At 43.8% G+C, this 24,107-nt stretch carries 26 protein-coding genes, 4 tRNA genes and 1 pseudogene; 18 read left to right on the top strand and 13 right to left on the bottom strand.

Annotated elements, in window-relative coordinates; genetic code table 11:
- Positions 1 to 151 precede the first annotated feature (151 nt).
- Positions 152 to 385, bottom strand: a complete 234-nt coding sequence (locus tag KDK67_RS07165) for a sulfurtransferase TusA family protein (protein WP_250868127.1) — start codon at positions 383 to 385, stop codon at positions 152 to 154.
- Positions 386 to 797: 412 nt separating this feature from the next.
- Between KDK67_RS07165 and KDK67_RS07170 the strand changes: the two genes are divergently transcribed.
- Entirely contained in the window at positions 798 to 1,043 is a 246-nt protein-coding gene (locus KDK67_RS07170; protein WP_276575088.1) for a winged helix-turn-helix transcriptional regulator, read from the top strand.
- A 368-nt stretch (positions 1,044 to 1,411) separates the two neighbouring features.
- On the opposite strand, the gene KDK67_RS07175 is transcribed toward KDK67_RS07170, so the two are convergent.
- From KDK67_RS07175 to KDK67_RS07190, 4 genes are all read right to left on the bottom strand, one after another.
- A tRNA-Gly gene (locus KDK67_RS07175) sits at positions 1,412 to 1,483 on the bottom strand.
- 10 nt (positions 1,484 to 1,493) lie between these two features.
- Positions 1,494 to 1,568: transfer RNA gene (locus KDK67_RS07180), tRNA-Phe, on the bottom strand.
- 62 nt (positions 1,569 to 1,630) lie between these two features.
- A tRNA-Val gene (locus KDK67_RS07185) sits at positions 1,631 to 1,707 on the bottom strand.
- A gap of 174 nt (positions 1,708 to 1,881) precedes the next feature.
- The gene (locus KDK67_RS07190) at positions 1,882 to 2,655 is read right to left on the bottom strand and encodes a HesA/MoeB/ThiF family protein (RefSeq protein ID WP_250868129.1); all 774 of its coding nucleotides are present in this window, start codon (positions 2,653 to 2,655) and stop codon (positions 1,882 to 1,884) included.
- 119 nt (positions 2,656 to 2,774) lie between these two features.
- Here KDK67_RS07190 and mbhE point away from each other — a divergent pair, with 119 nt between their 5' ends.
- The 9 genes from mbhE to KDK67_RS07235 are packed head-to-tail and all read left to right on the top strand — an operon-like array spanning position 2,775 to position 9,958.
- The gene (gene mbhE, locus KDK67_RS07195; protein WP_250868130.1) at positions 2,775 to 5,144 is read left to right on the top strand and encodes a hydrogen gas-evolving membrane-bound hydrogenase subunit E; all 2,370 of its coding nucleotides are present in this window, start codon (positions 2,775 to 2,777) and stop codon (positions 5,142 to 5,144) included.
- Entirely contained in the window at positions 5,144 to 5,563 is a 420-nt protein-coding gene (locus tag KDK67_RS07200) for a monovalent cation/H+ antiporter subunit B (RefSeq protein WP_250868131.1), read from the top strand. The genes mbhE and KDK67_RS07200 overlap by 1 nt, the downstream gene beginning before the upstream one ends.
- Positions 5,556 to 5,978, top strand: a complete 423-nt coding sequence (locus KDK67_RS07205; protein ID WP_250868132.1) for an NADH-quinone oxidoreductase subunit K — start codon at positions 5,556 to 5,558, stop codon at positions 5,976 to 5,978. The genes KDK67_RS07200 and KDK67_RS07205 overlap by 8 nt, the downstream gene beginning before the upstream one ends.
- Positions 5,975 to 7,516 (top strand): NADH-quinone oxidoreductase subunit M, encoded by a 1,542-nt coding sequence (locus tag KDK67_RS07210; RefSeq protein WP_250868133.1) that lies wholly within the window; start codon positions 5,975 to 5,977, stop codon positions 7,514 to 7,516. The genes KDK67_RS07205 and KDK67_RS07210 overlap by 4 nt, the downstream gene beginning before the upstream one ends.
- Positions 7,513 to 8,007, top strand: a complete 495-nt coding sequence (locus KDK67_RS07215) for a Na+/H+ antiporter subunit E (RefSeq protein ID WP_250868134.1) — start codon at positions 7,513 to 7,515, stop codon at positions 8,005 to 8,007. Before KDK67_RS07210 ends, KDK67_RS07215 begins: the two co-directional genes overlap by 4 nt.
- On the top strand, positions 8,004 to 8,270 hold the full coding sequence (locus tag KDK67_RS07220) for a cation:proton antiporter (protein ID WP_172368406.1): 267 nt from the start codon (positions 8,004 to 8,006) through the stop codon (positions 8,268 to 8,270). Before KDK67_RS07215 ends, KDK67_RS07220 begins: the two co-directional genes overlap by 4 nt.
- Complete coding sequence (mnhG, locus tag KDK67_RS07225; protein ID WP_250868135.1) at positions 8,267 to 8,614, top strand: monovalent cation/H(+) antiporter subunit G; 348 nt, start codon at positions 8,267 to 8,269, stop codon at positions 8,612 to 8,614. The genes KDK67_RS07220 and mnhG overlap by 4 nt, the downstream gene beginning before the upstream one ends.
- 37 nt (positions 8,615 to 8,651) lie before the next feature.
- Positions 8,652 to 9,704 carry an L-threonylcarbamoyladenylate synthase gene (locus tag KDK67_RS07230; RefSeq protein ID WP_250868136.1) on the top strand — a complete coding sequence of 351 codons (1,053 nt, stop codon included), beginning with the start codon at positions 8,652 to 8,654 and terminating at the stop codon, positions 9,702 to 9,704.
- A gap of 8 nt (positions 9,705 to 9,712) precedes the next feature.
- Positions 9,713 to 9,958 (top strand): hypothetical protein, encoded by a 246-nt coding sequence (locus tag KDK67_RS07235; RefSeq protein ID WP_250868137.1) that lies wholly within the window; start codon positions 9,713 to 9,715, stop codon positions 9,956 to 9,958.
- A 73-nt stretch (positions 9,959 to 10,031) separates the two neighbouring features.
- Here the strand turns inward: KDK67_RS07235 and KDK67_RS07240 are convergent, their stop codons facing one another.
- Positions 10,032 to 11,351: a signal recognition particle protein Srp54 gene (locus KDK67_RS07240; protein WP_250868138.1), complete on the bottom strand. Its 1,320-nt coding sequence runs from the start codon at positions 11,349 to 11,351 to the stop codon at positions 10,032 to 10,034.
- A gap of 205 nt (positions 11,352 to 11,556) precedes the next feature.
- Positions 11,557 to 11,631 (bottom strand) — tRNA-Met (locus KDK67_RS07245).
- 196 nt (positions 11,632 to 11,827) lie between these two features.
- Here KDK67_RS07245 and KDK67_RS07250 point away from each other — a divergent pair.
- Both KDK67_RS07250 and KDK67_RS07255 read left to right on the top strand, forming a co-directional pair.
- Positions 11,828 to 12,259 carry a Zn-ribbon domain-containing protein gene (locus KDK67_RS07250; RefSeq protein WP_250868139.1) on the top strand — a complete coding sequence of 144 codons (432 nt, stop codon included), beginning with the start codon at positions 11,828 to 11,830 and terminating at the stop codon, positions 12,257 to 12,259.
- Between the two features lie 75 nt (positions 12,260 to 12,334).
- Positions 12,335 to 13,096, top strand: coding sequence for a heparan-alpha-glucosaminide N-acetyltransferase (locus tag KDK67_RS07255; protein WP_250868140.1), 762 nt, complete (start codon positions 12,335 to 12,337; stop codon positions 13,094 to 13,096).
- 14 nt (positions 13,097 to 13,110) lie between these two features.
- Here the strand turns inward: KDK67_RS07255 and dinB are convergent, their stop codons facing one another.
- A complete protein-coding gene (dinB, locus tag KDK67_RS07260) occupies positions 13,111 to 14,175 on the bottom strand; it encodes a DNA polymerase IV (protein ID WP_250868141.1) in 1,065 nt (354 codons plus the stop codon).
- Between the two features lie 135 nt (positions 14,176 to 14,310).
- On the opposite strand from dinB, the gene KDK67_RS07265 reads away from it, so the two are divergent.
- The 4 genes from KDK67_RS07265 to dapB all read left to right on the top strand — a co-directional run bounded on the left by KDK67_RS07265 (position 14,311) and on the right by dapB (position 16,598).
- Complete coding sequence (locus tag KDK67_RS07265; RefSeq protein WP_250868142.1) at positions 14,311 to 14,601, top strand: hypothetical protein; 291 nt, start codon at positions 14,311 to 14,313, stop codon at positions 14,599 to 14,601.
- 119 nt (positions 14,602 to 14,720) lie between these two features.
- The gene (locus tag KDK67_RS07270) at positions 14,721 to 14,915 is read left to right on the top strand and encodes a 30S ribosomal protein S17e (RefSeq protein ID WP_250868143.1); all 195 of its coding nucleotides are present in this window, start codon (positions 14,721 to 14,723) and stop codon (positions 14,913 to 14,915) included.
- 19 nt (positions 14,916 to 14,934) lie between these two features.
- Entirely contained in the window at positions 14,935 to 15,810 is an 876-nt protein-coding gene (gene dapA, locus KDK67_RS07275) for a 4-hydroxy-tetrahydrodipicolinate synthase (protein WP_250868144.1), read from the top strand.
- On the top strand, positions 15,807 to 16,598 hold the full coding sequence (gene dapB, locus KDK67_RS07280) for a 4-hydroxy-tetrahydrodipicolinate reductase (protein WP_250868145.1): 792 nt from the start codon (positions 15,807 to 15,809) through the stop codon (positions 16,596 to 16,598). Before dapA ends, dapB begins: the two co-directional genes overlap by 4 nt.
- 56 nt (positions 16,599 to 16,654) lie before the next feature.
- Here the strand turns inward: dapB and KDK67_RS07285 are convergent.
- The 4 genes and pseudogenes from KDK67_RS07285 to KDK67_RS07300 all read right to left on the bottom strand — a co-directional run bounded on the left by KDK67_RS07285 (position 16,655) and on the right by KDK67_RS07300 (position 19,859).
- Positions 16,655 to 17,821 (bottom strand): annotated as a pseudogene (locus tag KDK67_RS07285) (IS91 family transposase).
- 96 nt (positions 17,822 to 17,917) lie between these two features.
- Positions 17,918 to 18,397: an aspartate carbamoyltransferase regulatory subunit gene (pyrI, locus tag KDK67_RS07290; protein ID WP_250868146.1), complete on the bottom strand. Its 480-nt coding sequence runs from the start codon at positions 18,395 to 18,397 to the stop codon at positions 17,918 to 17,920.
- Positions 18,394 to 19,320 carry an aspartate carbamoyltransferase gene (gene pyrB / locus KDK67_RS07295; protein ID WP_250868147.1) on the bottom strand — a complete coding sequence of 309 codons (927 nt, stop codon included), beginning with the start codon at positions 19,318 to 19,320 and terminating at the stop codon, positions 18,394 to 18,396. Before pyrB ends, pyrI begins: the two co-directional genes overlap by 4 nt.
- Positions 19,321 to 19,412: 92 nt before the next feature.
- On the bottom strand, positions 19,413 to 19,859 hold the full coding sequence (locus KDK67_RS07300) for a DUF5788 family protein (protein ID WP_250868148.1): 447 nt from the start codon (positions 19,857 to 19,859) through the stop codon (positions 19,413 to 19,415).
- 137 nt (positions 19,860 to 19,996) lie between these two features.
- Between KDK67_RS07300 and hxlA the strand changes: the two genes are divergently transcribed.
- Entirely contained in the window at positions 19,997 to 21,265 is a 1,269-nt protein-coding gene (gene hxlA / locus KDK67_RS07305; protein ID WP_338101243.1) for a 3-hexulose-6-phosphate synthase, read from the top strand.
- Positions 21,266 to 22,024: an A24 family peptidase C-terminal domain-containing protein gene (locus tag KDK67_RS07310; protein WP_250868149.1), complete on the top strand. Its 759-nt coding sequence runs from the start codon at positions 21,266 to 21,268 to the stop codon at positions 22,022 to 22,024. It abuts the gene before it with no gap.
- An 8-nt stretch (positions 22,025 to 22,032) separates the two neighbouring features.
- On the opposite strand, the gene recQ is transcribed toward KDK67_RS07310, so the two are convergent.
- Positions 22,033 to 23,976, bottom strand: coding sequence for a DNA helicase RecQ (recQ, locus tag KDK67_RS07315; RefSeq protein WP_250868150.1), 1,944 nt, complete (start codon positions 23,974 to 23,976; stop codon positions 22,033 to 22,035).
- Positions 23,977 to 24,107 lie beyond the last annotated feature (131 nt).

The following is a 24,107-nucleotide window of genomic DNA, read 5'->3' on the forward strand; positions in this document are numbered from 1 at the left end:
CACGATATATTGTTGTTGTTTTAGCCATGAAGACTGGATAAGTTCTAATAAGCTAATGATGGCTATTTGTTGCAGAAAAAGTAGTGGAGTTAATGAAAAATGGAATAGGTTTTTAAGTTAACTTTCTAATTTGAGATTCTCTATTGAAGTATCAGACTTTTTTAATATGGACCTTCCATATGTTATTTTCTTCTTTGTCGATACCAAGAATGGTATGTCCTTCGTTCTTCACACTTTTAGGAACATTTGATACCGCAGGTGCATAATCAAAGATAACTGTGAGACGGTCACCAGTTTCCAGTTCTTCTAACTGCAATTTGGTTTTTACGAAAGTAAAGGGACAAATCTCCCCCCTGAGATCTAATTCTATTGATTCTTCAGCCATATTTCCACCTTTTATATTATTATTTGAACAAAAATAGCTCTACCTGTAAAGATATAAGAACTAAGATATAGGCAAATAAAGACGGATTCTCCATACATGCATCAATGCAAAATCAACGAAACAAGGCGATTTGGTGCATTTTGCCGATATATTTATATATTAGAGAAGCACACTCACAATTGCGACTTCACAATAGTGAACCGTCGCAACATCTCAAACCAGAGATATTAATAATATACATTATACAAAGGAGAAATGATAATGAGGGATCGATTTTGTTGAAAATTACAAGGAAAGCGTACAGGTAAAGAAAAACATCGAAGAGCCAAACGATAAATATCTGAGGAAGGCGATCGAAGGGCTACCCCCTTCTGCAAAACTTGTCTTCAAAGTACTGGAATACGGCGGTCTTCTGACACAGAAAGAAATTGCTGAACAAAGTTATCTTCCACCACGTACTATCAGATATGCTTTGGGTAGGTTGAAAGATGAGGATTTCCTACAAGAAAGGTTTTACTTCAAGGATGCAAGGCAAAGCCTGTATGGTTTGAAGAATAAACCTGACATGTATGAAGAAACAAAGATCCCCGTAAACTCCGAGATCAATTCTGCCATATTGGGCATAAATTCGGAAAAGTATGAATTATCAGCTGTATAAATGTGGGATAGGTATTCAATATCCCATTGAACATATAGCATAGGAAAGAAAGTTGCACTGGGAATCTCTCGCAGAAGTTCTGTGAAATAATTTCCAGTAAACTTTCTGCAAATTCTATTTTTATAATTAATTATCCAGGTTCATCAGTGATCCTGACAGACATGCAATGGTATTAGAATCATATTAGTGACAAAGAAAAGCACAGATCCATCTGTCCATAAAGGGTTGCTGATACTCAACAATTAGAACATCATCCAGAGAAATGATTCAATAGATACTAGCTACTAAAGCAATTGCATTCAAGCTCATTGAAGATAGATCAAAAAAATAGAACATTAGCAATGATATTAAGATAATAAAAAAAGATATACACCAGTCGGGAATCGAACCCGAGTTCGAGCGTTGGCAACGCCCGGTGATAACCGCTACACTACTGGTGTGAATTGATCCTGGTGCCCAGACCCGGATTCGAACCGGGGACAACTGCCTCTTCAGGGCAGCGCTCTCCCACTGAGCTACCTGGGCTGTGAGAGCATCCGATAATAGTCGTTTTAATATTAAAACCTATCGAATGGCACGAAGATTTGTGGTGGGCCCGCGGAGATTCGAACTCCGGACCTCCGCCATGTCAAGGCGACGTCATGACCAGCTAGACCACGAGCCCATGTTGCTTATTTGTTGCCCAGTATATTTGGAACCTGAACAACGCTTCTGTTTCGTTTTTGCTTCAAACCATGTTGCTTGAAGCAAACTCTTATAACAGAGTTAAGCTATAAAAACTTTATCACTATAGCCTATTTTCAAACATCTTTAGGATCAATGTCCAAATAACTGAATATCAGTAATTATCCGCATCAATAGACGTAATTGAAGGAGCATCGCCACAAACAGGACATTTCGGATTCTTACGCACAGTGATCTCATCAAACCTCATTCCCAAGGCATCGTAATAGATCATGCGTCCCACAAGCGGCGCCCCAAGGCGCACAAGGTGCTTGACAACCTCCGTAGCCTGCATGGTACCGACAACTCCCGGAAGAATACCCATGACACCAGCGTCCCTTGCAGCATCTGTAGAGGGTGAACGTGCGAATATACAGCGATAGCAAGGGCCATCGTGTGGCAATATAGTCATCACCTGCCCTTCGAACATGAAAATACTTCCATGGAAAAGGGGCTTTTTCTGCAACACACAAGCATCGTTCAACAAATAGCGTGTGGCAAAATTATCAGAACAATCGACCACAACATCATAGTCCTTAATGAGACCCTCCACATTATCAGGCCCAACACGCATCTCATATGCTAGTACATTGATATCCGGATCCAGCCTTTCGACATATTCCTTTGCAGAACTCACTTTTGGCTTGCCGAGATTTCCCGCATGGATGACCTGTCTTTGAAGATTGCTCATCTCCACAACATCATCATCCACAATTCCAAGTGTACCAACCCCCGCAGCAGCAAGATACTGTATCACAGGTGAACCGAGTCCGCCTGAGCCAATACACAAGACACGGGATGACAGAAGCCTCTTCTGCCCCTCCTCACCCATCTGCTTCATGACAATGTGCTTTGCATAGCGTTCTTTTTGATCTGGTGAAAGGTTCATATCCAGTCTATACAATAAAGATAATATAAATAAGCAAGTGGTTACGGCCGCATATTTGTCATGGTTTATAATTGTAATTAAAAACGGTTATATATTGGAACTTTGCTAAGAGAGGAGACATGGATTCATTTAATGCAATAACGGCAGCTATATTCCTGCCGTTTATATTTGCCGGGTTGGTACCCGTCATGGAAAAGCTGTTAAAGCAACGTGTCGGCTGGTTTGCAGTCGCTACAGCCCTTACCTGCTTCATACTCATTGGGATAGCAGCACCAGATGTCATCGGAGAAGGACACATAGTTCAGGGAACGATCTCCTGGATGCCTTCAGCAGGAGTGGACTTTACCATATATGCAGACGGACTTGCAATGATGATCGGATTTATCGCATCCGGCATAGGTGTCCTGATCATGTCCTATTCCAATGGATATATGTCCAAAACAGAAGACCTAAAACGATACTATCAGTACCTCTTACTATTCATGGGTTCCATGATAGGAATGGTCTTTTCTGGAAACACCATACAGCTCTTCATCTTCTGGGAACTTACCAGCATCACCTCCTTCATGCTCATCGGATACTGGAGGCACAAACCCGAATCCATATACGGTGCCACCAAATCCTTATTGATCACAGCCTCCGGCGGACTTGCAATGCTTGCAGGTTTCCTTCTACTCGGAAACATCACCGGTTCATTTGATCTGGCAGCCATATTGAATGATCCACAGGTGATAAACGCCATAAAGGAACACGAGCTCTTCCTTATAACACTTATACTCATATTCATTGGTGCAGCAGCCAAATCTGCACAGGGACCGTTCTACATCTGGCTACCCAATGCAATGGAAGCCCCCACGCCTGTCAGTGCATTCCTTCATTCCGCAACGATGGTAAAAGCAGGTATCTACCTTGTCGCAAGGATACACCCTATATTCTCAGGAACAGAAGCATGGTTCATCCTTGTAAGCGGCACAGGCATCATCACAATGCTAGTAGCCGGATTTCTGGCATTCAGGCAGACAGATATCAAAGGTATCCTTGCATACTCGACCATCAGTCAGCTTGCATACATGATGACAATGTACGGCTACACCACACACCACGAACCTGGCATTGGTGTCGCAGCAGCTACATTCCACCTTCTCAATCACGCCACGTTCAAAGCCTGCCTCTTCCTTGTCGCAGGAATAGTGGCACACGAAGCAGCCACAAGAGACATACGAAAGCTCGGAGGTCTGCGGCGTGAGATGCCCATAACTTTCATAATAGCGTGTATTGCCGGCCTTGCCATGGCGGGGATACCGCCACTTAACGGTTTCCTCAGCAAGGAAATGTTCTACGAGTCCTCCCTGGAGATGGGAGCCTCGCTAGGCGGTATATTCACATTCCTGATTCCCGCATTTGCCGTACTCGGAGGAGTTTTCACATTCGCCTACTCGATAAAGCTCATTGATGGGATATTCCTGGGAGAACGTGACAAAGACGCTATCCCACACCATATACATGAACCACCAATGACAATGCTGATTCCACCAGCATTTCTGGCGTTCCTCGTAATACTGTTCGGAGTCATCCCATCAATACCCATACATCATATCATCGAACCGGCAGTATCAGGCATCCTTCTGGAAACTGCACATCTGCACATAAAGCTGTGGCATGGGTTCACCGCGTCCCTGATGATGACCATCGTGACATTCATACTGGGTATCCTGATATACACAAAATACGACAGGATAGCAGCATGGCAGGATAACTTCAACATGAAGAACCCCTGGATAAGCATCAATTACTATTATGACCGTGCAGTTGATTCCGCGAAAGGCAATGCATTCAGGTTCTCCTCGAGAAGCCAGACAGGAAGTATAAAGCTCTACATGAGCGCTATGCTCCTGCTGATGATAGCACTGATAGCGATTCCGGCTGCGATACTTGCAACCAATATAGTGCCATCACAACTGAACTTCGACATACCACCCTATGAAGCGATACTATTAGTGCTACTCATTGTAGCGGCACTCTCAGCAGCAATCCTGCCAAAATATCTGCCGGCCATCATTGCGCTCTCAGCCCTTGGCTATGGTGTCAGCCTGCTGTTCATATATCTGAAAGCACCTGACCTTGCCTTGACACAAGTACTGGTAGAAACCCTATCCACCATAATATTCCTGCTTGCAATAACCAAAATACCCCAGAAATATAAGGAAAAGATATCCTTTTCGGTATTCACAAGAGACATACTGATCGCAATAACCGTCGCCGCAAGTGTATTTGTATTACTCCTCAATACGACACAAGGCATAGTTGATCCTTTTGCATCACTGTCCCACTATTTCATCGATAACAGCCTCCTCCTTGCAGGCGGTCACAATATCGTCAATGTCATAATCGTAGACTTCAGAGGCTACGATACCCTGGGAGAGATAGCGGTAATGTGCCTTGCAGCACTCGGTGTCTATAACCTTATACACAGCAGGAGCGAGGAATAATGACGACCATAATAACAAAGACCATCACAAAGATATGCATCCCACTGGTGATCCTATTCTCCATCTCCCTGCTACTGGCAGGCCATAACAATCCAGGCGGAGGATTCATCGGCGGCGTTATGTTCGCTTCAGTGATCGCATTTGCATATGTTGTCTTCGGATTGAGATACATAAAGACATTCTTCAACCCGGATTGGGCCAAATGGTTTGGTTTCGGCCTGACACTTGCCTCCTTAACGGCATTTTCGGCCATGATGTTCGGGCACAACTTCTTCAGAAGTGCAGTGGAATTCGTGCACCTGCCCCTTTTCGGAGAGATAGAGCTTGTATCTGCCGGTCTTTTTGATATCGGCGTCTATTTTGTAGTGATAGGTTCACTGCTATTCATATTCAAAAACGTAGGTGACGATAATGAATAATTTTTTACTTACCCTCACCATATCCATACTATTTGGAATAGGAACATTCCTGATACTCAGGAGAGACATGATAAAGGTCATCATCGGGCTGTCAGTACTGTCCCATGCTGTGAACCTGCTGATAGTATCAGCCGGTGTATTCGAGAACGGAAAAGTACCCATAATAACCGGCTCAGGACACGGCGGAGAAATAACAGGCACCATCTACAACGACAATCTTGCAGAAGGGATATTCGCCCCCTTAGTTTCCGCAGGGTCACATGTCGAATTTGTAGACCCGCTCGTACAGGCACTCGTACTTACAGCCATTGTCATCAGCCTTGCAACGACTGCATTCATACTTATCCTCGCATACAGGATATACGAGGAATACGGAACTACCGACATACGTGAACTGAGGAGGTTGTGGGGATGAACATATCAATGACACACCTGCCCATCCTCCTGGTAGCAGTACCGATACTGATGTCCGCACTTATGATATTCCTGCGCTCTAATGCAAATGTGCAGAAATGGCTCAATGTCTCGGTCTCGTTTGCCATGATGCTGATAAGCATTATACTGCTCCTGCAGGTCTGGAACGGAGGAATTCAGGTCTACGAGGTAGGAGAATGGGGTAAATATGGAATTGTGCTTGTAGCAGACCTATTAAGCTCAGGAATGGTCGTGCTAAGCTCGTTAGTGTCCTTCCTTGCATTGCTCTACTCACTTGATTACATTGAAGGCAAGTCATTGAACTCGACCTACCACTCCCTGTTCAACCTTCTTGTGGCAGGTCTTAACGGAACCTTCCTCACAGGTGATATTTTCAACATGTTCGTATTCTTTGAGATACTGCTGTTGTCCTCCTGCGGACTTGTCATCGCCAACGAAAAAGGAGGCGTGACAAAGAGTTCCGACAAGATGGAAGCCACTTTCAAGTACCTTATACTGAACATGATAGGCTCCATTGTCATGCTCATTGCAGTAGCTTCTCTTTATGCCACAGTGGGCACCCTTAACATGGCAGACCTATCGGTCAAGATAAGTGCCATGACAGCTGCCGGAACACTTCCATGGCATACATACGCCATTGCACTCTTATTCATAGTTGTCTTTGGAAATAAGGCAGCCATCTTCCCAATGCATTATTGGCTCCCCGATGTACACCCCACAGCACCTTCACCCATCAGTGCCATGCTTAGCGGTGTTATGATAAAAGTAGGAGCCTATGGGATCCTGAGGGTATTCTTCCTTATATTCAGGGATGCATTGTTCCTGCTTCAACCCACAATCATCCTGCTTGCACTTGTGACGATCATAATCGGAGCAGTTTCCGCAGTAGGACAGAACGATGTCAAAAGACTGCTTGCATATTCAAGTGTAAGCCAGATAGGATATATATTCCTTGGAATTGGCATCGGTTCAGTCTATGCCCTGACAGCGGCACTTGTATATCTGGTCAACCATGCCATCGCAAAGTCCATGTTGTTCCTGACATCCGGAGGCATAATCCACCATGCAGGCACAAGGGACATGCGTCAGATGGGAGGTATGAACAAGACCACGCCGATTATGAGCGTAGCATTCCTCATAGGCGCAATGTCGATCGCAGGCCTTCCCCCAATGGGAGGATTTATAGCAAAGTTCATTCTCTTTGATGCAGGACTCCGTGCAGAATACTACATACCCGTCGCCATTGCACTGTTCTTTGCAGTGTTCACCCTGTTCTATATGTTCAGGGCATGGTTGTTGATGTTCTGGGGAGAGACCAGAGATGTTGAAGAATATGGTGAATATTCCTCACACAAACCATCGCTGATGATTGCCCTTCCGATAGTGAGCCTTGCAGCCCTCGCATTTATCTTCGGGGTCTATGCAGAACCGCTCATAGCCCTTGCACAGGCGATCGCGGAACAACTTATCGATCCGCAACCATACATTGATGCAGTTATGACGAGGGTGGTCCGATGAAACGATATATCCTTTACTCAATGTTCCTTGGGCTTATCTGGTGTTTTGTTCACGGAACGGTAAACTTCAACAACTTCCTGATAGGGGCATTACTTGGCCCTATCGTTATCAGACCTTTCAGATCACTCTATGGATTTGAGAACAAGATCTCCTATCAAAAAGTAATAAGGAAGATACCGAAGTTAATGAGGTACTTCTACGTACTTTTCATAGAGATCATCAAAGCCAATATAATGGTAGCCAAGATAATCCTTCAGCCAAAGATGGACATAAAGCCGGGGATAATTGCGGTCCCGATCCGTACAAAGACAAATACGGGAATAACTGCCATCGCCAATACGATCACACTTACCCCGGGAACACTAACAATTGATGTTTCAGACAACAAAGAAGTGCTTTATGTGCACGCCATCGATGCATCTGATCCACAGGGACTTTGTGATTCCATCAGAGATGATCTTGAAGAATACGTACTGGAGGCATTCGAATGAATTCACTGATATTTGATATTTCGATCACATTCATGGTCATTGCTATAATACCATGCATATACAGGGTGATCAAAGGTCCGACGATCCCTGACCGTGTTATCGCAGTTGATGCAATGACGACCGTAATAGTTGTTATACTGGGCATCTACTCATACATGCAAGAGTCTGCGTTCTTCATGGACGTAGCTCTGGTCCTTGCAATAATCTCCTTTGTGGGAACAGTGACCATTTCCAAATATCTTGATGAGGGGGCTGTATTTTGATAGAGATAGGACTTATTCAGGATATTATCAGCACATTCCTGCTTGTAGTAGGAGCATTCTTCGTATTCCTTGGGATGGTAGGATTGATCCGCTTGCCTGATGTATATAATCGTTTACATGCCACTACCAAGATAGGCACGCTCGGTGCATTTGGAGTTATGTTGAGTATTGTAGCAAAGGTAGGACTCGAACCCATAGGCGTGAAAGCCATAACAGTTGGTCTTTTCATTCTGCTCACAGCACCAGTTGCCGCACACATGATAGGCAGAGCTGCTCACAGGCACGGAGTAGGCCTTTGTAAAGAGTCCGTCATTGACGAATACGGCAAAGAATACAATAAATGATGGAAAATAGAGAAACGAAAAGGTCCATCAATTAATTATGAGTAACAAAACACTGGTCATTCGGGCTGACAGCGACAATTTCGAAGAGGAGCTGTCAAAGGCTGCCAGCATTATCAAAGAAGGTGGCACCGTTGCTTTCCCCACGGAAACGGTCTACGGCCTGGGAGCCAATGCTCTGGACCCTGATGCTGTGAAGAAGATCTTTGCAGCAAAAGGAAGACCTGCAGACAATCCGCTCATAGTCCATGTCTCCAGCAAAGACCAGTGCGGAGATCTGGCAGAGGATATAAACCAAACTGCATTCAGGCTTATGGATGAATTCTGGCCAGGACCACTCACACTCATACTGAAAGCAAAGAAGATAGTGCCTGAAATTACCACCGGCGGACTTGACACAGTCGGCCTGAGAATGCCTGCCAATGATATCGCCCTTGAGCTTATAAGGATGTCCGGAACTGCAGTAGCAGCACCCAGTGCCAACACTTCCGGACGACCAAGTCCCACAAGTGCCGAACACGTCATACAGGACCTTGATGGAAAAATAGATGCAATAATAGACGGAGGGATAGTGGAGATAGGATTGGAATCAACGGTGGTGGATGTTACCGGAGATATACCAGTGGTCCTGCGTCCCGGACAGGTCAGTGCAGAAGATATCAAAGAATGTGTAGGGCACGTAGAAATTGGATATACCGACAGGACCCTTGAGGAAAGCGAGACTGCGAGATCACCAGGAATGAAGTACACGCACTATTCACCTGAGACAAAGGTCATACTCATAGAGGGTAGGCCGGAGAATGTTAAAAGTACAATGACGGAGCTAATAACAAACTGCCACAAGGAAGGGAAAATGGTCGGACTTCTTGCAACTGAAGAAACATCAGGTTCGATAAATGCCGATGAGATGTTCTCACTTGGTAAAAGAAATGAACCTGCCCAGGCAGCCCATAGTATATTTATGGGCCTGCGACATCTTGATAGTAAGGAAATTGACCTGATCCTTGTCGATGGGACATTGAAAACAGAAGGAATCGGAGCTGCCGTATTTAATCGGTTACGTAAAGCGGCGGACGAGATAAAAAAAGTATAAATAGGGAAGTGTATCCACTGAAAACAGAAAAAAAGGAATACAATGTTGCAAAACAAGAATACTATGCAATCACAAAAAGGAACAAGAAGATAGCTATGGCCGACATGCTTATCCTCGGCACAGGACTTCTACTCAAATACTTTGACCAAGCCGAAATCGGAAAACATTTCATGTGGCTCGGATTCGTTCTGCTGATATACATATTCGGCACGAATATGATGGCACGTAATGACCTTAGAAAACAACAACCATAATTATTTTTTTAATAACAAAAGGGTAAGAACTTCGGAGGTATATACCTCCGAAAATACTTCATTACTACAATACTTACATACCCATCTTCTTCATCATTTTCTGCATATTGAACTTACCGCCACGAAGTCCCTTCATGGCATTTTGCATCATCTTGTGATATTTCAGGAGGTCACGTACAGCATCCGGACTGCTGCCTGAACCCAGGGATATTCTCCTGATGCGTGCACTACCGATCAGCCTTGGATTGAGGAGTTCCTCATCGGTCATGGAGTCCATTAGAACACGATAACCTTTCATTTTATCTTCAGTGACCTTGTAAGCATCATCTGAGAGCTTAGCCCCCATGCCTCCAAGAGGGAGCATCTGCATGATCTGTTTCATAGGACCCATCTTATTCATTGCCTCAAGCTGTGAATACATGTCCTTGAGAGTGAAACGGCCCCGCATCATGGCCTCCATGTCAATGTCCTCTTCGGAAAGGGTCTCCTCTGCCTTTTCGATCAGTGATTTGATATCACCCATACCAAGAAGACGGGAAATGAACCTGTCCGGTTCGAACTTCTCGAGGTCGTCCGGAGTTTCGCCCACACCAATGAAAGCAATGGCGGAATTCGTCTCGGAGACAGCGGACAATGCCCCACCACCTTTTGCAGTACCATCCAGCTTGGAGATGACAACTCCGGAAATACCCACCGAATCATTGAAAGCCCTTGCCTGCTCACTTGCCTGCTGACCAATAGCACCATCAAGGACCAGTAACGTGTAATCCGGTTGTGCTACCTTGTGGATCTGCTCCATCTCATCGATGAGGTCAGCTTCCAGAGAGTGACGGCCAGCAGTATCCACGATAAGTACATCGTTCTTCTCAAGCTCCGCCAATCCTCTTTCCACAATCCCCACCGCGTCAGGATTATCTTCTTCGCCGTAGAATGGAACGTTCAATTTGTCACAAAGGGTCTTCAACTGTTGATAAGCACCCGGACGGAACGTATCTGCACAAACGACCGCAGGCTTCATTCCTTTTCTCTGGAAATAGCGGGATAGTTTGGAAGTGGTAGTGGTCTTACCGCTGCCCTGCAGACCGATCATCATGATCGTTTGAGGTTTTAGCGGAATGTCAGCGCTTCTGCCTACGATACTGATGAGTTCATGATAAACTATCTTGATGACATGCTCACGTGGGTTCATGCCTGGCGGAACTTCTTCCTTCAAGGCACGTTCCTTGATGTGACTGGACATCTGCATTACAAGCTTGACATTGACATCCGCCTGCAGCAATGCCCTTTGTATATCCTTTACGACCTCAGTGACCGTTCTTTCATCGATGCGCCCAGCGCCGACCAGTTTCTTTAAAGCGTCCTGAAGGGAACTGCCGAGTTTATCCATTACCATATAATGATCATCCTGTGAAATTGATATAAAATAAAGTATGATTTAATGTGTGATTTCCTGAAACAAAGAGGTGAGCTTTATTTAATAACCTTTTGAAAACAATAGTAATTAAAATAGAAAATATTTAAACTTATAGAACCAGAACAAAGATATAAAGTTAGATAAGTATTAGTGAAATTAATATTGGAGAAAATAGTAGATTGAATAGCGGGGGATGGATTCGAACCATCGGTCTACGGGTTATGAGCCCGTCGGGATCTCCTGGCTACCCCACCCCGCTAAGAGTGAGTTATTCATGCATTGTGTGACTGTACCACACTTGCAACCCTACTACTGCGCACTGGCATATATAGTTTGCGTACAACCCGCCTTCTGAAACTACTTTTACCTCATGTCAAGGTATAGATAAGGATAACAAATGATCTCATGCCATAAATCTTTAAATATATCGCAACTAATAGGGAATCGGTGAACAGATGCCACATAAATGTACCCGATGTGAAAAAATATTCGAAGACGGGGCCGAAGTAATTCTAAGCGGCTGTCCGAACTGTGGCTGGAACAAGTTCCTTTATGTAAAGGACATGGAGCCTGAAGAAGAAGCCAAAGAAAAAGAGGTCCAAGTACAGCCAGAGATAGTGGACAGTGTAGAAGAGGACATCCCGGCAGAACAGTTCATCAGAGAAATAGATGATATCATCGGCATTGGACATCAAAGAGAAACAGTTGAAAAAGAAGAAGAAGGGGAACGCGTAGAGTCCGTAAGAATACTCGGACCTGGCTCCTATGAACTGAACCTGAACTCCCTCTTTGAAAGGGAAGAGATAGTCATGGCTATCAAACAGGATGGAACATATGCAGTAGACCTCTCCTCTGCTTTCAGAAAGAAAAAGAAGAAACACAATTGAATCATCAGATGCATCAATTGATCCTAGATCCCAACAATTCATTTCAAGAGGTTATCATTGAAGTCTGGGGAGTGGATGACAGGAACCTATGACAGAAAATGGGAAATTGACTTCCTGAGAGGAATAGCGATCATACTGATGGTTTTTTTCCATCTGCTCTATGACCTTGAGTTCCTGGGTTACCATGAAAGTAATGTCCAGACAGAGATCGTTTACCTGATAGGAAGAGCAGCAGCATTTTTATTCATATTTGTAGCAGGAATATCACTCACCTTAAGCTTCTCAAAACAACTTGAACTGGAGCAGACCAAACCTAAATTTACAAAATATGTAAAAAGAGGATTGAAGATATTTTTGTGGGGGATGGTAATAACTGCCGGAAGCTACATTTTTTTGAAAGAAGGCATTATTATATTCGGAGTACTCCACTTCATAGGAGTTGCTATAATACTTTCATATCCATTTCTGAAATATCGTATCCCAAGCCTGGTTACAGCTATTTTGATAATAATCACCGGGATGCTTTTACGAACAATTACAATAGAACAGCCCTGGCTGTTATGGATAGGTATCCAGCCAACAGGATTTAGATCATACGATTATTTCCCGTTGATCCCATGGTTCGGAGTGATGCTAATAGGCATTTTTACAGGAAATGAACTTTATCCGCAATACAAAAGGAAGTTTGCCCTTTCGGACATTTCCGAACTTCTCCCCATAAGGATATTGACGTACATGGGTAAAAGATCACTGCTTATCTATCTGCTTCATCAACCAGTACTGATAGCTATCCTCTACATTGCAGGATTTGCAGACCTAAGCCAATTCACATCATGAAATGTTAATGATGCTTAGAAGAAATCCGAAAGTCGGGTCTGCCTTTCATCGAGCTTGTCCAGTTTTGTGACACCCACACCTAACAGGCGTAATTTATTTTTCCCATTGAATTCCTGAAGCAACACTTTTGCGGTTTTCCTGATAGTAACAATGTCATCGGAATGTGCAGCAAGTGTTTTTGCTCTTGTATAGGTTGTGAAATCTGCAAATCGGACCTTTATTGTAACGGTCTTGAACAAGTATTTCTTCTGTGAAAGGGAAGCATGGACATGCTCTGAGAGAGTATCCACCACACTTCCCAGATATTTTACATCAGAAGTATCCTTATCGAAAGTGTCCTCTTTACTGATGGACTTTATATCCCCACTTTCCTGAACTTTACGCCCATCCACACCATTGGCAAGCTGATGCATGACCAGACCGAACTTACCAAACTTCTCGCGTAATTCCTGGACATCATATACAGCAAGTTCCCCGATCGTCCCGATACCCATCTGCCCCAGCATTACACTCGTTTTCTTGCCAACACCCGATATTCGGGAAACATCCAGAGGATAAAGGAAAGAACGGACATCCTCAGGGCGCACAATAGTCAAACCATCGGGTTTTTGGAAATCTGATGCTATTTTCGCAATGGACTTGTTAGGGCCGATACCGACTGAACAGGTGATGCCCTCCTTTTGAAAGACATCTTCTTTTATCTGTAACGCCAGTTTTTCAGCCTCATCCAGCCCGGAAACGACATCGGAAACATCAAGATAAGCTTCATCCACACTTACTTGCTGGAACTTTGAAGAATAGCCCCTGAGCAGTTCCATAATGGAGTTGGAGACCTTCTTGTACAGAGGCATGTTAACACGCAGATATACAGCTTCAGGACAGAGGCGATATGCTTTTGAGATAGCCATTGCGGACTTTATCCCAAACTCACGTGCCTCATAGGAACAGGTGCTTACAACACCCCTGTTACCCTCTTGCAGCGGATCAGAGCCAACCACAACAGGCAACCCTTTGAGTGTAGGATCTGCAGCTACTTCCACGGATGAATAGAAGCTGTCCATGTCAATATGAAAGATCATTTTAATAGTCTCACCAGCCCATTCATAAACAACATGATTGAAAATGTTTGTGCACATTAGCAGACATTCAGCAAAGGATTTAATCCATAAAGGACATTGAGGATTCATAACGTATAGAGCTATAGGAAATGAACAATGTATAGATACATAGCCATTGCAGCATATTGCGTAGTCCTTTTCCTGACACTTCGTGATATCAGGATATTTCGCCGCACAAGATTTGATTCATACAGAAAAGGAGCAATTAAAGGAATTGTGGCATCCACAGTAGTACTACTGGGCATCATTGTAGTAGAGGTCAACGCTGAGATCGGATTGGTGATAGTGTTCATAGGCCTTTACATAAACCGCAAAGGGATGCGTGAAAATGTATTCAATGAAGCGAACACTGTCGAGCGACTTATGGGAAAGAGCGATATAAATTGAGCAGCCACCTTCAAATAAAGCATTAGAAGATGCCCTCAATCCAAAAGATATAAATGTAAAGGTTTTCTATAAGGCGATACTCTTAATAATATCTATCTAAATTTACTGGAGATACTTAAATGGGAAATATTAGACAAACACATATCAAGAACATTTCATTCCGTCTGGTCGAGAACTATGGAGACATTTTTACAACAGATTTTGACACAAACAAGCTCCTTGTCTCTCAATACACAACTATCGAGGGCAAAGTAATCAGAAACCGTGTAGCAGGTTACGTTACCCGCAAGATCAGATATCCAAAATTAATTTAAGTCCAGGAAGTGGAACGCTATGTTCGAAGGAGTATTACCGGCGCTTATAACTCCGTTCACGAAGGATGACACCATCGACAGGACCGGTCTGATAAAGAATATCGAATTTGCTGAGAATGGCAGAGTGACCGGTGTAGTTGTCTGTGGTACCACAGGCGAATCTGCTACATTAGCTACTGCAGAACACATGGAAGTCATCGATATCGCAGTAGAATGTGCGAACGTACCGGTAGTTGCCGGCACCGGCTCGAACAATACGGCTGAAGCAGTGGAACTAACAAAACACGCTGAAGATGCCGGAGCCTCAGGTGCTCTTGTAATATCTCCTTATTACAACAAACCGAACAAAGCGGGACTTATATCTCATTTTAGAACAATAGCAGAAGCAGTGGAAATACCTATTGTGCTCTACAACGTGCCTTCACGTACAGGGCAGGACATTCCACTGGAAGTTATCACAGAGCTTGCCAAGATCAATAATATTGTAGGTATCAAGGAAGCAAGCGGCAGTCTTGACAAGGCATCACAGATAATCGAGAACACAATGGATGAGGATTTCAAGGTCACATCAGGAGATGATGGACTTACCTTACCTATAATGAGTATAGGGGGATGTGGTGTTATATCTGTGGCAGCGAACGTTGTGCCGGACAGGATGAGCAGGCTTGTCAATGCCTTTAACGAAGGTGACACGGCAACCGCTCGACAGCTACACTATGAAATGGCTCCACTTATACGTGCTCTTTTCAATGAGACGAACCCAGTACCAATAAAGTGTGCAATGGAACTTGTTGGCCTCAATGCAGGTCACTTAAGACCACCTCTTGCACCGATAAGTGCTGAGAACAATAAACTCCTTGCAAATTGTCTGAAGGAACTCGGGTGCATACAATGATAAACGCAGGAGTTACAGGTGCCTCCGGAAGAATGGGGAAGCTCATCATTGAGAACATCATCAAGATGGAAGGAATACAGCTATCTTCCGCTTTCGATCTTATGAACATCGGCAAGGACGTAGGAGAAGTTGCACAAGTCGGGAAGCTCAACGTGAGCATCTCTGATGTAGCGGACATGCCAACCGTTCTGAAAGAATCAAAGACCGACGTGGTCATTGATTTCACTATTGCCCCTGCAACCGCTGCAAACGCACCAGCAGTAGCTGGAGCCGGAGTTGACCTCATCATAGGAACAACCGGATTCAGTGATGAACAGCGTGCCACCATCGAAGATGCCATAATCAGGAACGGCACCTCAGCAGTTATCTCACCAAACTATTCAGTTGGTGTCAATGTCTTTTTCAAGATACTTCAGGAAACCGCAAAGTACCTTTCAGAATACGACATCGAGATAATCGAAGCCCACCACAACCAGAAGAAAGATGCACCAAGCGGAACTGCCATGAAAGCAGCAGAGGTCATCAGTGAGACTTTGGGCGGTAAGGACTTTGTTTACGGACGCGAAGGTCTCGCACCAAGACATAAAGAGATCGGCATTCATGCAGTTCGCGGAGGAGACATTGTGGGTGATCATACAGTTCTCTTTGCCGGAGACGGCGAAAGGATAGAGATCAAGCATCAGGCACATTCCAGAAATGCATTCGCATCAGGCGCAGTAAAAGCAGCCATCTGGATCAATAATGCAGGACCAGGCATCCATACAATGGATGATATTCTGGGATTCTGACCTTTTTTCATTAAACAAGAAAGCACCCTTCAGGTGCAAATTTATTGTAGGTACGACTACCCCATCACTACACCCCAATCATTTATATTACCATTAACTTCCGCAATTTCCCTAGGCGGTCCTTTCTTATACCAAACAAACTTCATTTTGCCACCACAAAATGAACACTGTGGCGCTCACTTGTTCAACACTTTTTTGAAGTCTTCGAGATTTGTCTGCTTTATACTTCTCTGTAAGCACTTTGAATATCTCTTTTTGACTTTGCGACTATATGCCCCATAATACCGTATCATTTTAAAATTTCGATCAGGAATATGCTGAATTAACGCTTTAATAAATTCCTGCAATTCCATTATCACAAAATGCCTTACCCCTTCATGATCATTATACCAAAAAATAACGGATTTTCCATCATAACTATGCAACCTTGAATTTGTGATAGCTGGATGCCTTATATACCTCCCGACATACTGTGACATCCTTTGTTTGTTAGTGATTCTTGAGTTTTTTGGCATGTGAACATAAAATCCATCAGGATATTCTTTAAAAAGTTGATTTACAAGATGGGAGAATGCTTGAACCTTAGGGAGGGCATCTTTGAATCTCGTAAGCACTTGGTATTGCCATGTTTTTCGCATGGTCTTAAAATGAATGAACTTTTGGTGAATGAATTTACCATACATATCAAATCCACCTTCAGTTAGAAAAATATGAAGATGAGGATTAAAACCCATATCTTTGGAAAATGGATGTAGAACGACAATAGCACCCGCAAGCAAACGACCATTTCTGTGCTTGAATGAAATAGTGTCATTAATTGCTACAATTGCTGCATCCATCAAAACCTTTAGTAGAAAACGATTCTTTCTAACAAAACCCCACAGAAGATCCGGGATTGTAAGAACAGCATGCCTATGAACTACATTGAACATTGCGCGTTTGAGAGATTTAGACCATTTATCAGTATGATTTTTACCACAATTTGTGCAGATACGACTGTTACATCCAAAATAGACCGTTTTGTAATTACCACAACTTTCACATTGATAAGTGAAGAAACCACGACTCTTATCTTTACAAGATAACATCTTGTTGACTTCTTCAATCTCAGCATTGCGAAGAATGTCTTTATGGTCAATGCAAAATAGATCCCAGTTATTATTGTCTTTGAAGATACGTTTGACAGTAAGAAGCTGATTGGATGGATAAGTAGTAGTTTGCAATACTGAAATGAATTGGCTTAGACATAATCTAAATATTGCTTATAGGTACGAGAAGTTATAGATTATATACAATTAAAAATAGAAAAGATACAAGCATCAGAGCAGATGCTCTCCTATATCATCGGAAATGATGCGTTCACAATATGAACAGCGAAGAATGGTCCTCCGTCCATTGGAACTTACCGCAAACTTCGAGGTCACTGGTTCATTGCTATTAGAGATACAGTTCGGATTTATGCACCTGACAACGCCCTCGATCTGTGAATGGATATGAACAATATCTTTTTCAGAAACCTCGAAATCCCTTATGATATTGATGGTCGCATTAGGAGCTATCAGGGCTATCTTATCAACTTCTTCAACATTGAGTTCCCTGCCTTCGATCTTGACAACATCTTTTCGACCATGGACACTGGGTGCATTAATAAGTACACTTACAACCCTTGATGAAGAGCTTGGTATCTTCAATATCTTAAGAACGTTCAACGCCTGTCCGGCATTTATGTGATCTATCACAGTACCATTCTCAATGGGATGCACACGTATCTCACGTATTTGTTGATCTTCACTGCTCATTCCAATGCCCCCATAACAAGTGCAAGAAGTGCCATTCTGATCGGAACGCCATAGAATGACTGTTTGAAATAACACGCATGCTTAGTATTGTCCACCCTTGGATCTATCTCATTCGTCCTCGGCAGCGGATGCATTACCTTCAGCTCAGGTTTCGCTTTCTCAAGAAGTTCAGGAGTGATCAGCAGACTGTTGGCCACCTTACGATACTCCGCAGGATCTGGAAAACGCTCCTTCTGAACCCTTGTAGCATAAAGCACATCGATATCCTCAATGGCATCCTCGATAGATTCGGTCTCTGTAACCTTTATGTTCCTGCTCTTAAGGTCCTCGATGATCTCAGCAGGCAACCGCAACTCTTTCGGAGAAATAAGCGTTATCTCAGCACCATAAAGAGAAAGGGCATAGCAAAGCGAATGCACAGTCCGGCCATACTTCAGATCCCCCGCAAGAGCGATCTTCAAACCGTCCAGATGGCTTTCCCTGCGTATGGTATAAAGATCGAGGAATGTCTGCGTAGGATGATGCCCTGCACCATCCCCTGCATTCAGTATGGGAACCGATGAGAACTCCGAAGCAAGCTGTGCAGCTCCTTCTTTATTGTGCCTGAGAACTATTGCATTGGCATATCCATCCACCACACGAATGGTATCTGCAAGGGTCTCCCCTTTTGCAATTGAGCTTGCATCCACTGAACCAAGACTTAAGACATCCCCGCCAAGACGCATCATTGCGGTCTCAAAGGACATACGAGTTCTCGTACTTGGCTCAAAGAACATCACACCAAGCACCTTGCCCTTCAAAATATCTGACTTTGCCTTGTCCCTGGCTATGGGTTCAAGCATTTCTGCAGTATTGAGGACATGATCGATCATATCCCTTGAAAAGGATTTCATCGAAATGATATGCAAGTCTTTGAAGCTCATTCACCATGAAGAAGAATTGCATGAAATATAATGTTTGCCGATGATAGTTATAATCAAAATAAAATATTGATATGATATACAGATGAAATAACTCATTCATCAAGTTCCGCCAGGAACTTTATCCAGCCCTTTGCATCTTTAACTGTACACTTCATAGCATCTTCTTTAAATTTAGTCATCCGCTCAGGACCGGGCAATTCCTCGATCTCCTTCAAGTCCATGACAGCTCGCAAAAGACCCGCAGTTTTGTCGAATATCCCTTTTGCTTCCCCAACGGTCATAGTTTCAGTTTCCAGGACACTTTCAAATGACCGTGCTTTCTTAGAAAGAGAAACAATACAATGTTCTATTTGTTCCTTATCTTCATCGTTCAAATCGGGCTTATTGATAAGTTCCCATGTGATCTCATGAAGCGGGAACATTTTCCCATTGAACTCAACCTCATCAGGAATTCTTTCACCACACCAGAACAATTGACGATGAAGTCCTGCAAGGAACTTTTTGCGCTGCTTCTCAGTCAATATATCTTCTTCTACCATAATATGAGCTCATTAATAATGACTTACTTTTAACAAATAGCATCAACTATTAAGTATTATAACCATATACCCGGTTTGATTTATACTTATTCAACTACACTACGTAAGTTCCAAAGGGTGATCATATCAACACAATAATTCAAGTAGCTCTTGACCTGCTGGAAATAGACCGTTCCATCCAGATCGCAAAGGAAGCCGTCGAAGGAGGCATAGACTGGATCGAAGCAGGAACACCACTTATCAAGAGTGAAGGAATGAATGCCATTCGCCAACTAAGGAAATCATTCCCGAACCATACGATCCTTGCCGACATGAAAATAGCAGACACCGGTGCATTTGAAGTGGAGATGGCCGCCAAAGCCGGTGCGGATATTGTCATGCTCCTGGGAAATGCCGATGATTCCACAGTCCTTGATGCCGTCAGATCAGCACACAAATACGGAGTGAAGCTGATGGCCGACCTGATAATTGTCGAAGATCCGGTATCAAGGGCAATTGAACTGGAACTAATGGGTGTCGATTATATCAACATGCATACAGGGATTGATCAGCAAATGACCGGTAAGGATCCCACCCCCGTACTTGAGAAAATGACAACGTCAGTTAGCATTCCGGTAGCTGCCGCAGGAGGATTGGATGCTGCAAGTGCTGCAATGGCAGTAAAAGCAGGTGCAAGCATCGTTATCGTTGGAGGAAATATAACACAATCCGACAATGTGACCGGAGCTGCGAAAAAGATACGAGAAGCCGTTGATTCAAAAGATATTCCTGAAATAGCACATCAGACCCTCGAAGAAGAGATCCGACAACTATTATCAGAGGTATCCACCCCGAACATAACCGATGCAATGCACAGAAAAGGAGCCATGAAGGACATCCACACAATGGTTGCCGGAAAAAGGATGGTAGGTAAAGCTGTGACAGTCCAGACATTCGAAGGTGACTGGGCAAAAACTGTCGAAGCTATTGAAGTTGCCGGTGAAGGGGACGTAATTGTGATCTACAACGGAAGTAGACACATATCACCATGGGGAGGACTTGCCACCCTTAGCTGCCTTAACAAAGGCATAGCAGGAGTTGTCATCGATGGTCCAGTAAGGGATATCGAAGAGATAAGAGCGATAGGAGTTCCCGTCTTTGCCATCAGCAATGTACCTAATGCCGGTGACCCGAAGGGCTTTGGCGAAATTGGGGCATCCATACACTGCGGCTCACAAAATGTCAACCCCGGAGATTATATTGTCGGAGATGACAACGGAGTGGTCGTAATACCCAAAGAAAGAGCATATGAGATAGCAAGGCGTGCCAAGGAAGTTGAGAAGAACGAGAAACGTATCTATGAAGAGATAAAAAGAGGAAGCACGCTTTCTGAGGTCCTTAAGCTCAAAAAATGGGAGAAAATGTAAATGATAGAACTATTGAAGGTGCTTGTTTGTATGCCATTTCTCCTTTACTCCTGCTATTCGGATATTAAGACACGAAGGGTCACTAACAAGCTCTGGCCAATAATGCTCGGTGCAGCAGCCCCTTTAATCATCTATGATATCGCACGATATGGCATTCCCTACGTAAAATGGACACTCATATCGTTCATATTCATATTCGTGTTCGTGTACATATTGTTCTATTTCAGAGCCTTCGGTGGTGCCGATGCCAAAGTATTGATGGTGATATCATTGATACTACCCATCTATCCTGCACTGGATCTGATCAACTACCATTTGCCCTTAGCAGGTATGGCACCCATTGCCCTTTTCACATTCAGCGTCTTTGGGAACTCAGTCATACTCACAGTGGTCGTACCGCTGGGACTGTTCCTCTACAATCTCACACAGCCATCTCTGAAAGAGACACTTAAAAGACCTCATTACATGTTCCTTGGATACAGATCGTTGATCAAAGACCTTGAACGGCCCCACATTCGCCTCATTGAACAGTACGAAGAGAACGATGGGAATGTATCACACCGATTCACATCAGGGGGTATGCAGCTTGATGAGGACACAATAGCAACGATGAATGAATATGATAAAAAAGGACTTATCGAAAAAAGGGTATGGGTCACCCCCGGACTGCCATTCATGATACCCATAACAGCCGGTTTTATCACTGCAGTGGTCTATGGAGATCTTATATTCCAACTGACGGTTCATTTCCTGCTATAAATTGGTATTCACTTGCTTCCTTTTTCAAAGGCAGCTATTTCTTCCATGAAAATGGAACCATATTTCTTTAACTTAACCTCACCGACACCCGTGATATCAATGAACTCCTTTTCATTTTTCGGAAGCTTCGCAGCCATCTGTCTGAGACTGGTATCTGCAAATATGATATAAGGTGGGACATTTGCCTCCACCGCAAGCCTTTTGCGCAGTTCCCGAAGCTTATCAAAGAGTTTCTTGTTCGGACGTGATATCGGTGTTGGGACCCTCTTTGCCTTTCCCGGAGCAGATGTTCTTTTTTGAGTGCTGGACTGTGTGGTCTTGGCCGAGGACTTCCCCACCGTTGAGCCAACCTTTTTCGAGCCAGCATATGCAGGCCTGACGGCTGCAGAATTGCCCGGCCTTGACACACTAACAGGTGCTTTCCGAGGTTTGGCAGCAGCTACCCCCATAGAACGCGTCAGATGTACCTCACCGCCCCCAAGGACGTCATGGCTCTTCTTGTTCAGAAGAAGTATGGGATATTTCCCTTCCTTCACATCAACATGACCCAGACGTATCATTTCCCTTGCCATTTCCACCCATTCGGACTTAATGTACCCGTCACCGGTGCCATAGCTTTTAAGGCGGTCATGTTTGTAGCTTATTATTTTCTTGGACTTAGAGCCTGTAAGGATATCCACGATATGCGTCAATCCAAAACGCTCATTGACCTCATCGACACAGGAAATGAAGGTCCTTGCAACATCGGACGCATCATAAGTGTCACGCGGGTTCAAACAGACATCACAGCTTCCGCAATTGTCGGACTCCAGCTCCTCTCCAAAATAACGCAATAAGGCCTTCCTGCGACAGGAAGTGCTTTCACAATAATCAATCATTTCCTGCAACTTCGTCATTGCGATATCGCGTTCAGACTTTTTGGGTTTTTGATCAATTAAATATTTGATCTTGTACCAGTCAGCCCGACTGAAATACAAGATACATTCGCATTCAAGACCGTCACGCCCACCCCTGCCGGTTTCCTGATAATAGCCCTCCAGGTTCTTGGGAAGATCATAATGGATAACAAAACGAACGTTCGGTTTATCGATCCCCATACCAAAAGCAACAGTAGCCACAATGATATCGACATCATCCCTGATGAAACGTTCCTGATGATCCTGCCTTTTGGCATCGTTCAATCCTGCATGATAAGGAAGGGTATGAAATCCTTCACGGTTCAGTTTGGTGGAAACAGATTCAACACTCTTTCGGCTGTTGCAGTATATGATACCCGAATTTCCACGCTGACCCTTAAGGTAACTTACCATGTCACCATAGGTATTGTTCTTGGGTCTTATCTCATAGGAAAGGTTAGCACGATCAAAACTCGCCACATAAACAGAAGGAGAGACCAGATCAAGTTGTTTGATGGTATTTTCCTTTACCTTCGCAGTAGCTGTTGCGGTCAGGGCTATCACAGGAACATCAGGGTACTTCTTTTTCAAAAATCCCATACGCCGATATTCCGGCCTGAAATCATGTCCCCATTCTGAGATACAATGAGCTTCATCGATCGCGAAAAGACTTACATTGACATGACTTAGCAGCTCCTGAGTGCTTTTCATGCAAAGGCGTTCAGGTGCGACATACAATATATCCACATGCCCTTCGACGATGGCACGGGTGGTTTTCTGAACTTCGTTATAACTTAACGTACTATTAAGATAAGCAGCCGAGATCCCATTGCTGACAAGTCCGTCCACCTGGTCCTTCATCAGAGAAATGAGAGGGGATACCACCACAGCAAGCCCATCAATTATGAGTGCAGGTATCTGGTAGCATATTGATTTGCCACCGCCGGTCGGCATTAATACAAAAACATCCTTTTTGTTCAGAACATCCTTGATAATATCCTCCTGAAGAGGACGGAATTCGCTGTAGCCAAAATATTTCTGGAGTGTCCTGTACATATTGATACCGAGATTAAGCTAGTGATACAATCCTGAAAATGTCTTTCACTATATTTAACATACAACCATGCAGGGTGAAAGTAATTGATATAGGATCATTGAGTTTTCCATCGATACTATTAAAACCAACA

The organism is Methanococcoides seepicolus (assembly GCF_023684405.1).
GTDB lineage: Archaea > Halobacteriota > Methanosarcinia > Methanosarcinales > Methanosarcinaceae > Methanococcoides > Methanococcoides seepicolus.

What these genes read in the sequence shown, in the direction of transcription:
- KDK67_RS07265 (WP_250868142.1), top strand. Translation starts at nt 14,311, where the DNA reads ATGTATAGATACATAGCCATTGCAGCATATTGCGTAGTCCTTTTCCTG.
- KDK67_RS07250 (WP_250868139.1), top strand. Translation starts at nt 11,828, where the DNA reads ATGCCACATAAATGTACCCGATGTGAAAAAATATTCGAAGACGGGGCC.
- dapB (WP_250868145.1), top strand. Translation starts at nt 15,807, where the DNA reads ATGATAAACGCAGGAGTTACAGGTGCCTCCGGAAGAATGGGGAAGCTC.
- KDK67_RS07205 (WP_250868132.1), top strand. Translation starts at nt 5,556, where the DNA reads ATGAATAATTTTTTACTTACCCTCACCATATCCATACTATTTGGAATA.
- KDK67_RS07165 (WP_250868127.1), bottom strand. Translation starts at nt 385, where the DNA reads ATGGCTGAAGAATCAATAGAATTAGATCTCAGGGGGGAGATTTGTCCC.
- dapA (WP_250868144.1), top strand. Translation starts at nt 14,935, where the DNA reads ATGTTCGAAGGAGTATTACCGGCGCTTATAACTCCGTTCACGAAGGAT.
- pyrI (WP_250868146.1), bottom strand. Translation starts at nt 18,397, where the DNA reads ATGAGCAGTGAAGATCAACAAATACGTGAGATACGTGTGCATCCCATT.
- KDK67_RS07270 (WP_250868143.1), top strand. Translation starts at nt 14,721, where the DNA reads ATGGGAAATATTAGACAAACACATATCAAGAACATTTCATTCCGTCTG.
- KDK67_RS07210 (WP_250868133.1), top strand. Translation starts at nt 5,975, where the DNA reads ATGAACATATCAATGACACACCTGCCCATCCTCCTGGTAGCAGTACCG.
- dinB (WP_250868141.1), bottom strand. Translation starts at nt 14,175, where the DNA reads ATGATCTTTCATATTGACATGGACAGCTTCTATTCATCCGTGGAAGTA.
- KDK67_RS07215 (WP_250868134.1), top strand. Translation starts at nt 7,513, where the DNA reads ATGAAACGATATATCCTTTACTCAATGTTCCTTGGGCTTATCTGGTGT.
- KDK67_RS07220 (WP_172368406.1), top strand. Translation starts at nt 8,004, where the DNA reads ATGAATTCACTGATATTTGATATTTCGATCACATTCATGGTCATTGCT.
- KDK67_RS07240 (WP_250868138.1), bottom strand. Translation starts at nt 11,351, where the DNA reads ATGGTAATGGATAAACTCGGCAGTTCCCTTCAGGACGCTTTAAAGAAA.
- mbhE (WP_250868130.1), top strand. Translation starts at nt 2,775, where the DNA reads ATGGATTCATTTAATGCAATAACGGCAGCTATATTCCTGCCGTTTATA.
- KDK67_RS07200 (WP_250868131.1), top strand. Translation starts at nt 5,144, where the DNA reads ATGACGACCATAATAACAAAGACCATCACAAAGATATGCATCCCACTG.
- KDK67_RS07190 (WP_250868129.1), bottom strand. Translation starts at nt 2,655, where the DNA reads ATGAACCTTTCACCAGATCAAAAAGAACGCTATGCAAAGCACATTGTC.
- KDK67_RS07310 (WP_250868149.1), top strand. Translation starts at nt 21,266, where the DNA reads ATGATAGAACTATTGAAGGTGCTTGTTTGTATGCCATTTCTCCTTTAC.
- KDK67_RS07255 (WP_250868140.1), top strand. Translation starts at nt 12,335, where the DNA reads ATGACAGGAACCTATGACAGAAAATGGGAAATTGACTTCCTGAGAGGA.
- KDK67_RS07300 (WP_250868148.1), bottom strand. Translation starts at nt 19,859, where the DNA reads ATGGTAGAAGAAGATATATTGACTGAGAAGCAGCGCAAAAAGTTCCTT.
- recQ (WP_250868150.1), bottom strand. Translation starts at nt 23,976, where the DNA reads ATGTACAGGACACTCCAGAAATATTTTGGCTACAGCGAATTCCGTCCT.
- KDK67_RS07230 (WP_250868136.1), top strand. Translation starts at nt 8,652, where the DNA reads ATGAGTAACAAAACACTGGTCATTCGGGCTGACAGCGACAATTTCGAA.
- pyrB (WP_250868147.1), bottom strand. Translation starts at nt 19,320, where the DNA reads ATGAGCTTCAAAGACTTGCATATCATTTCGATGAAATCCTTTTCAAGG.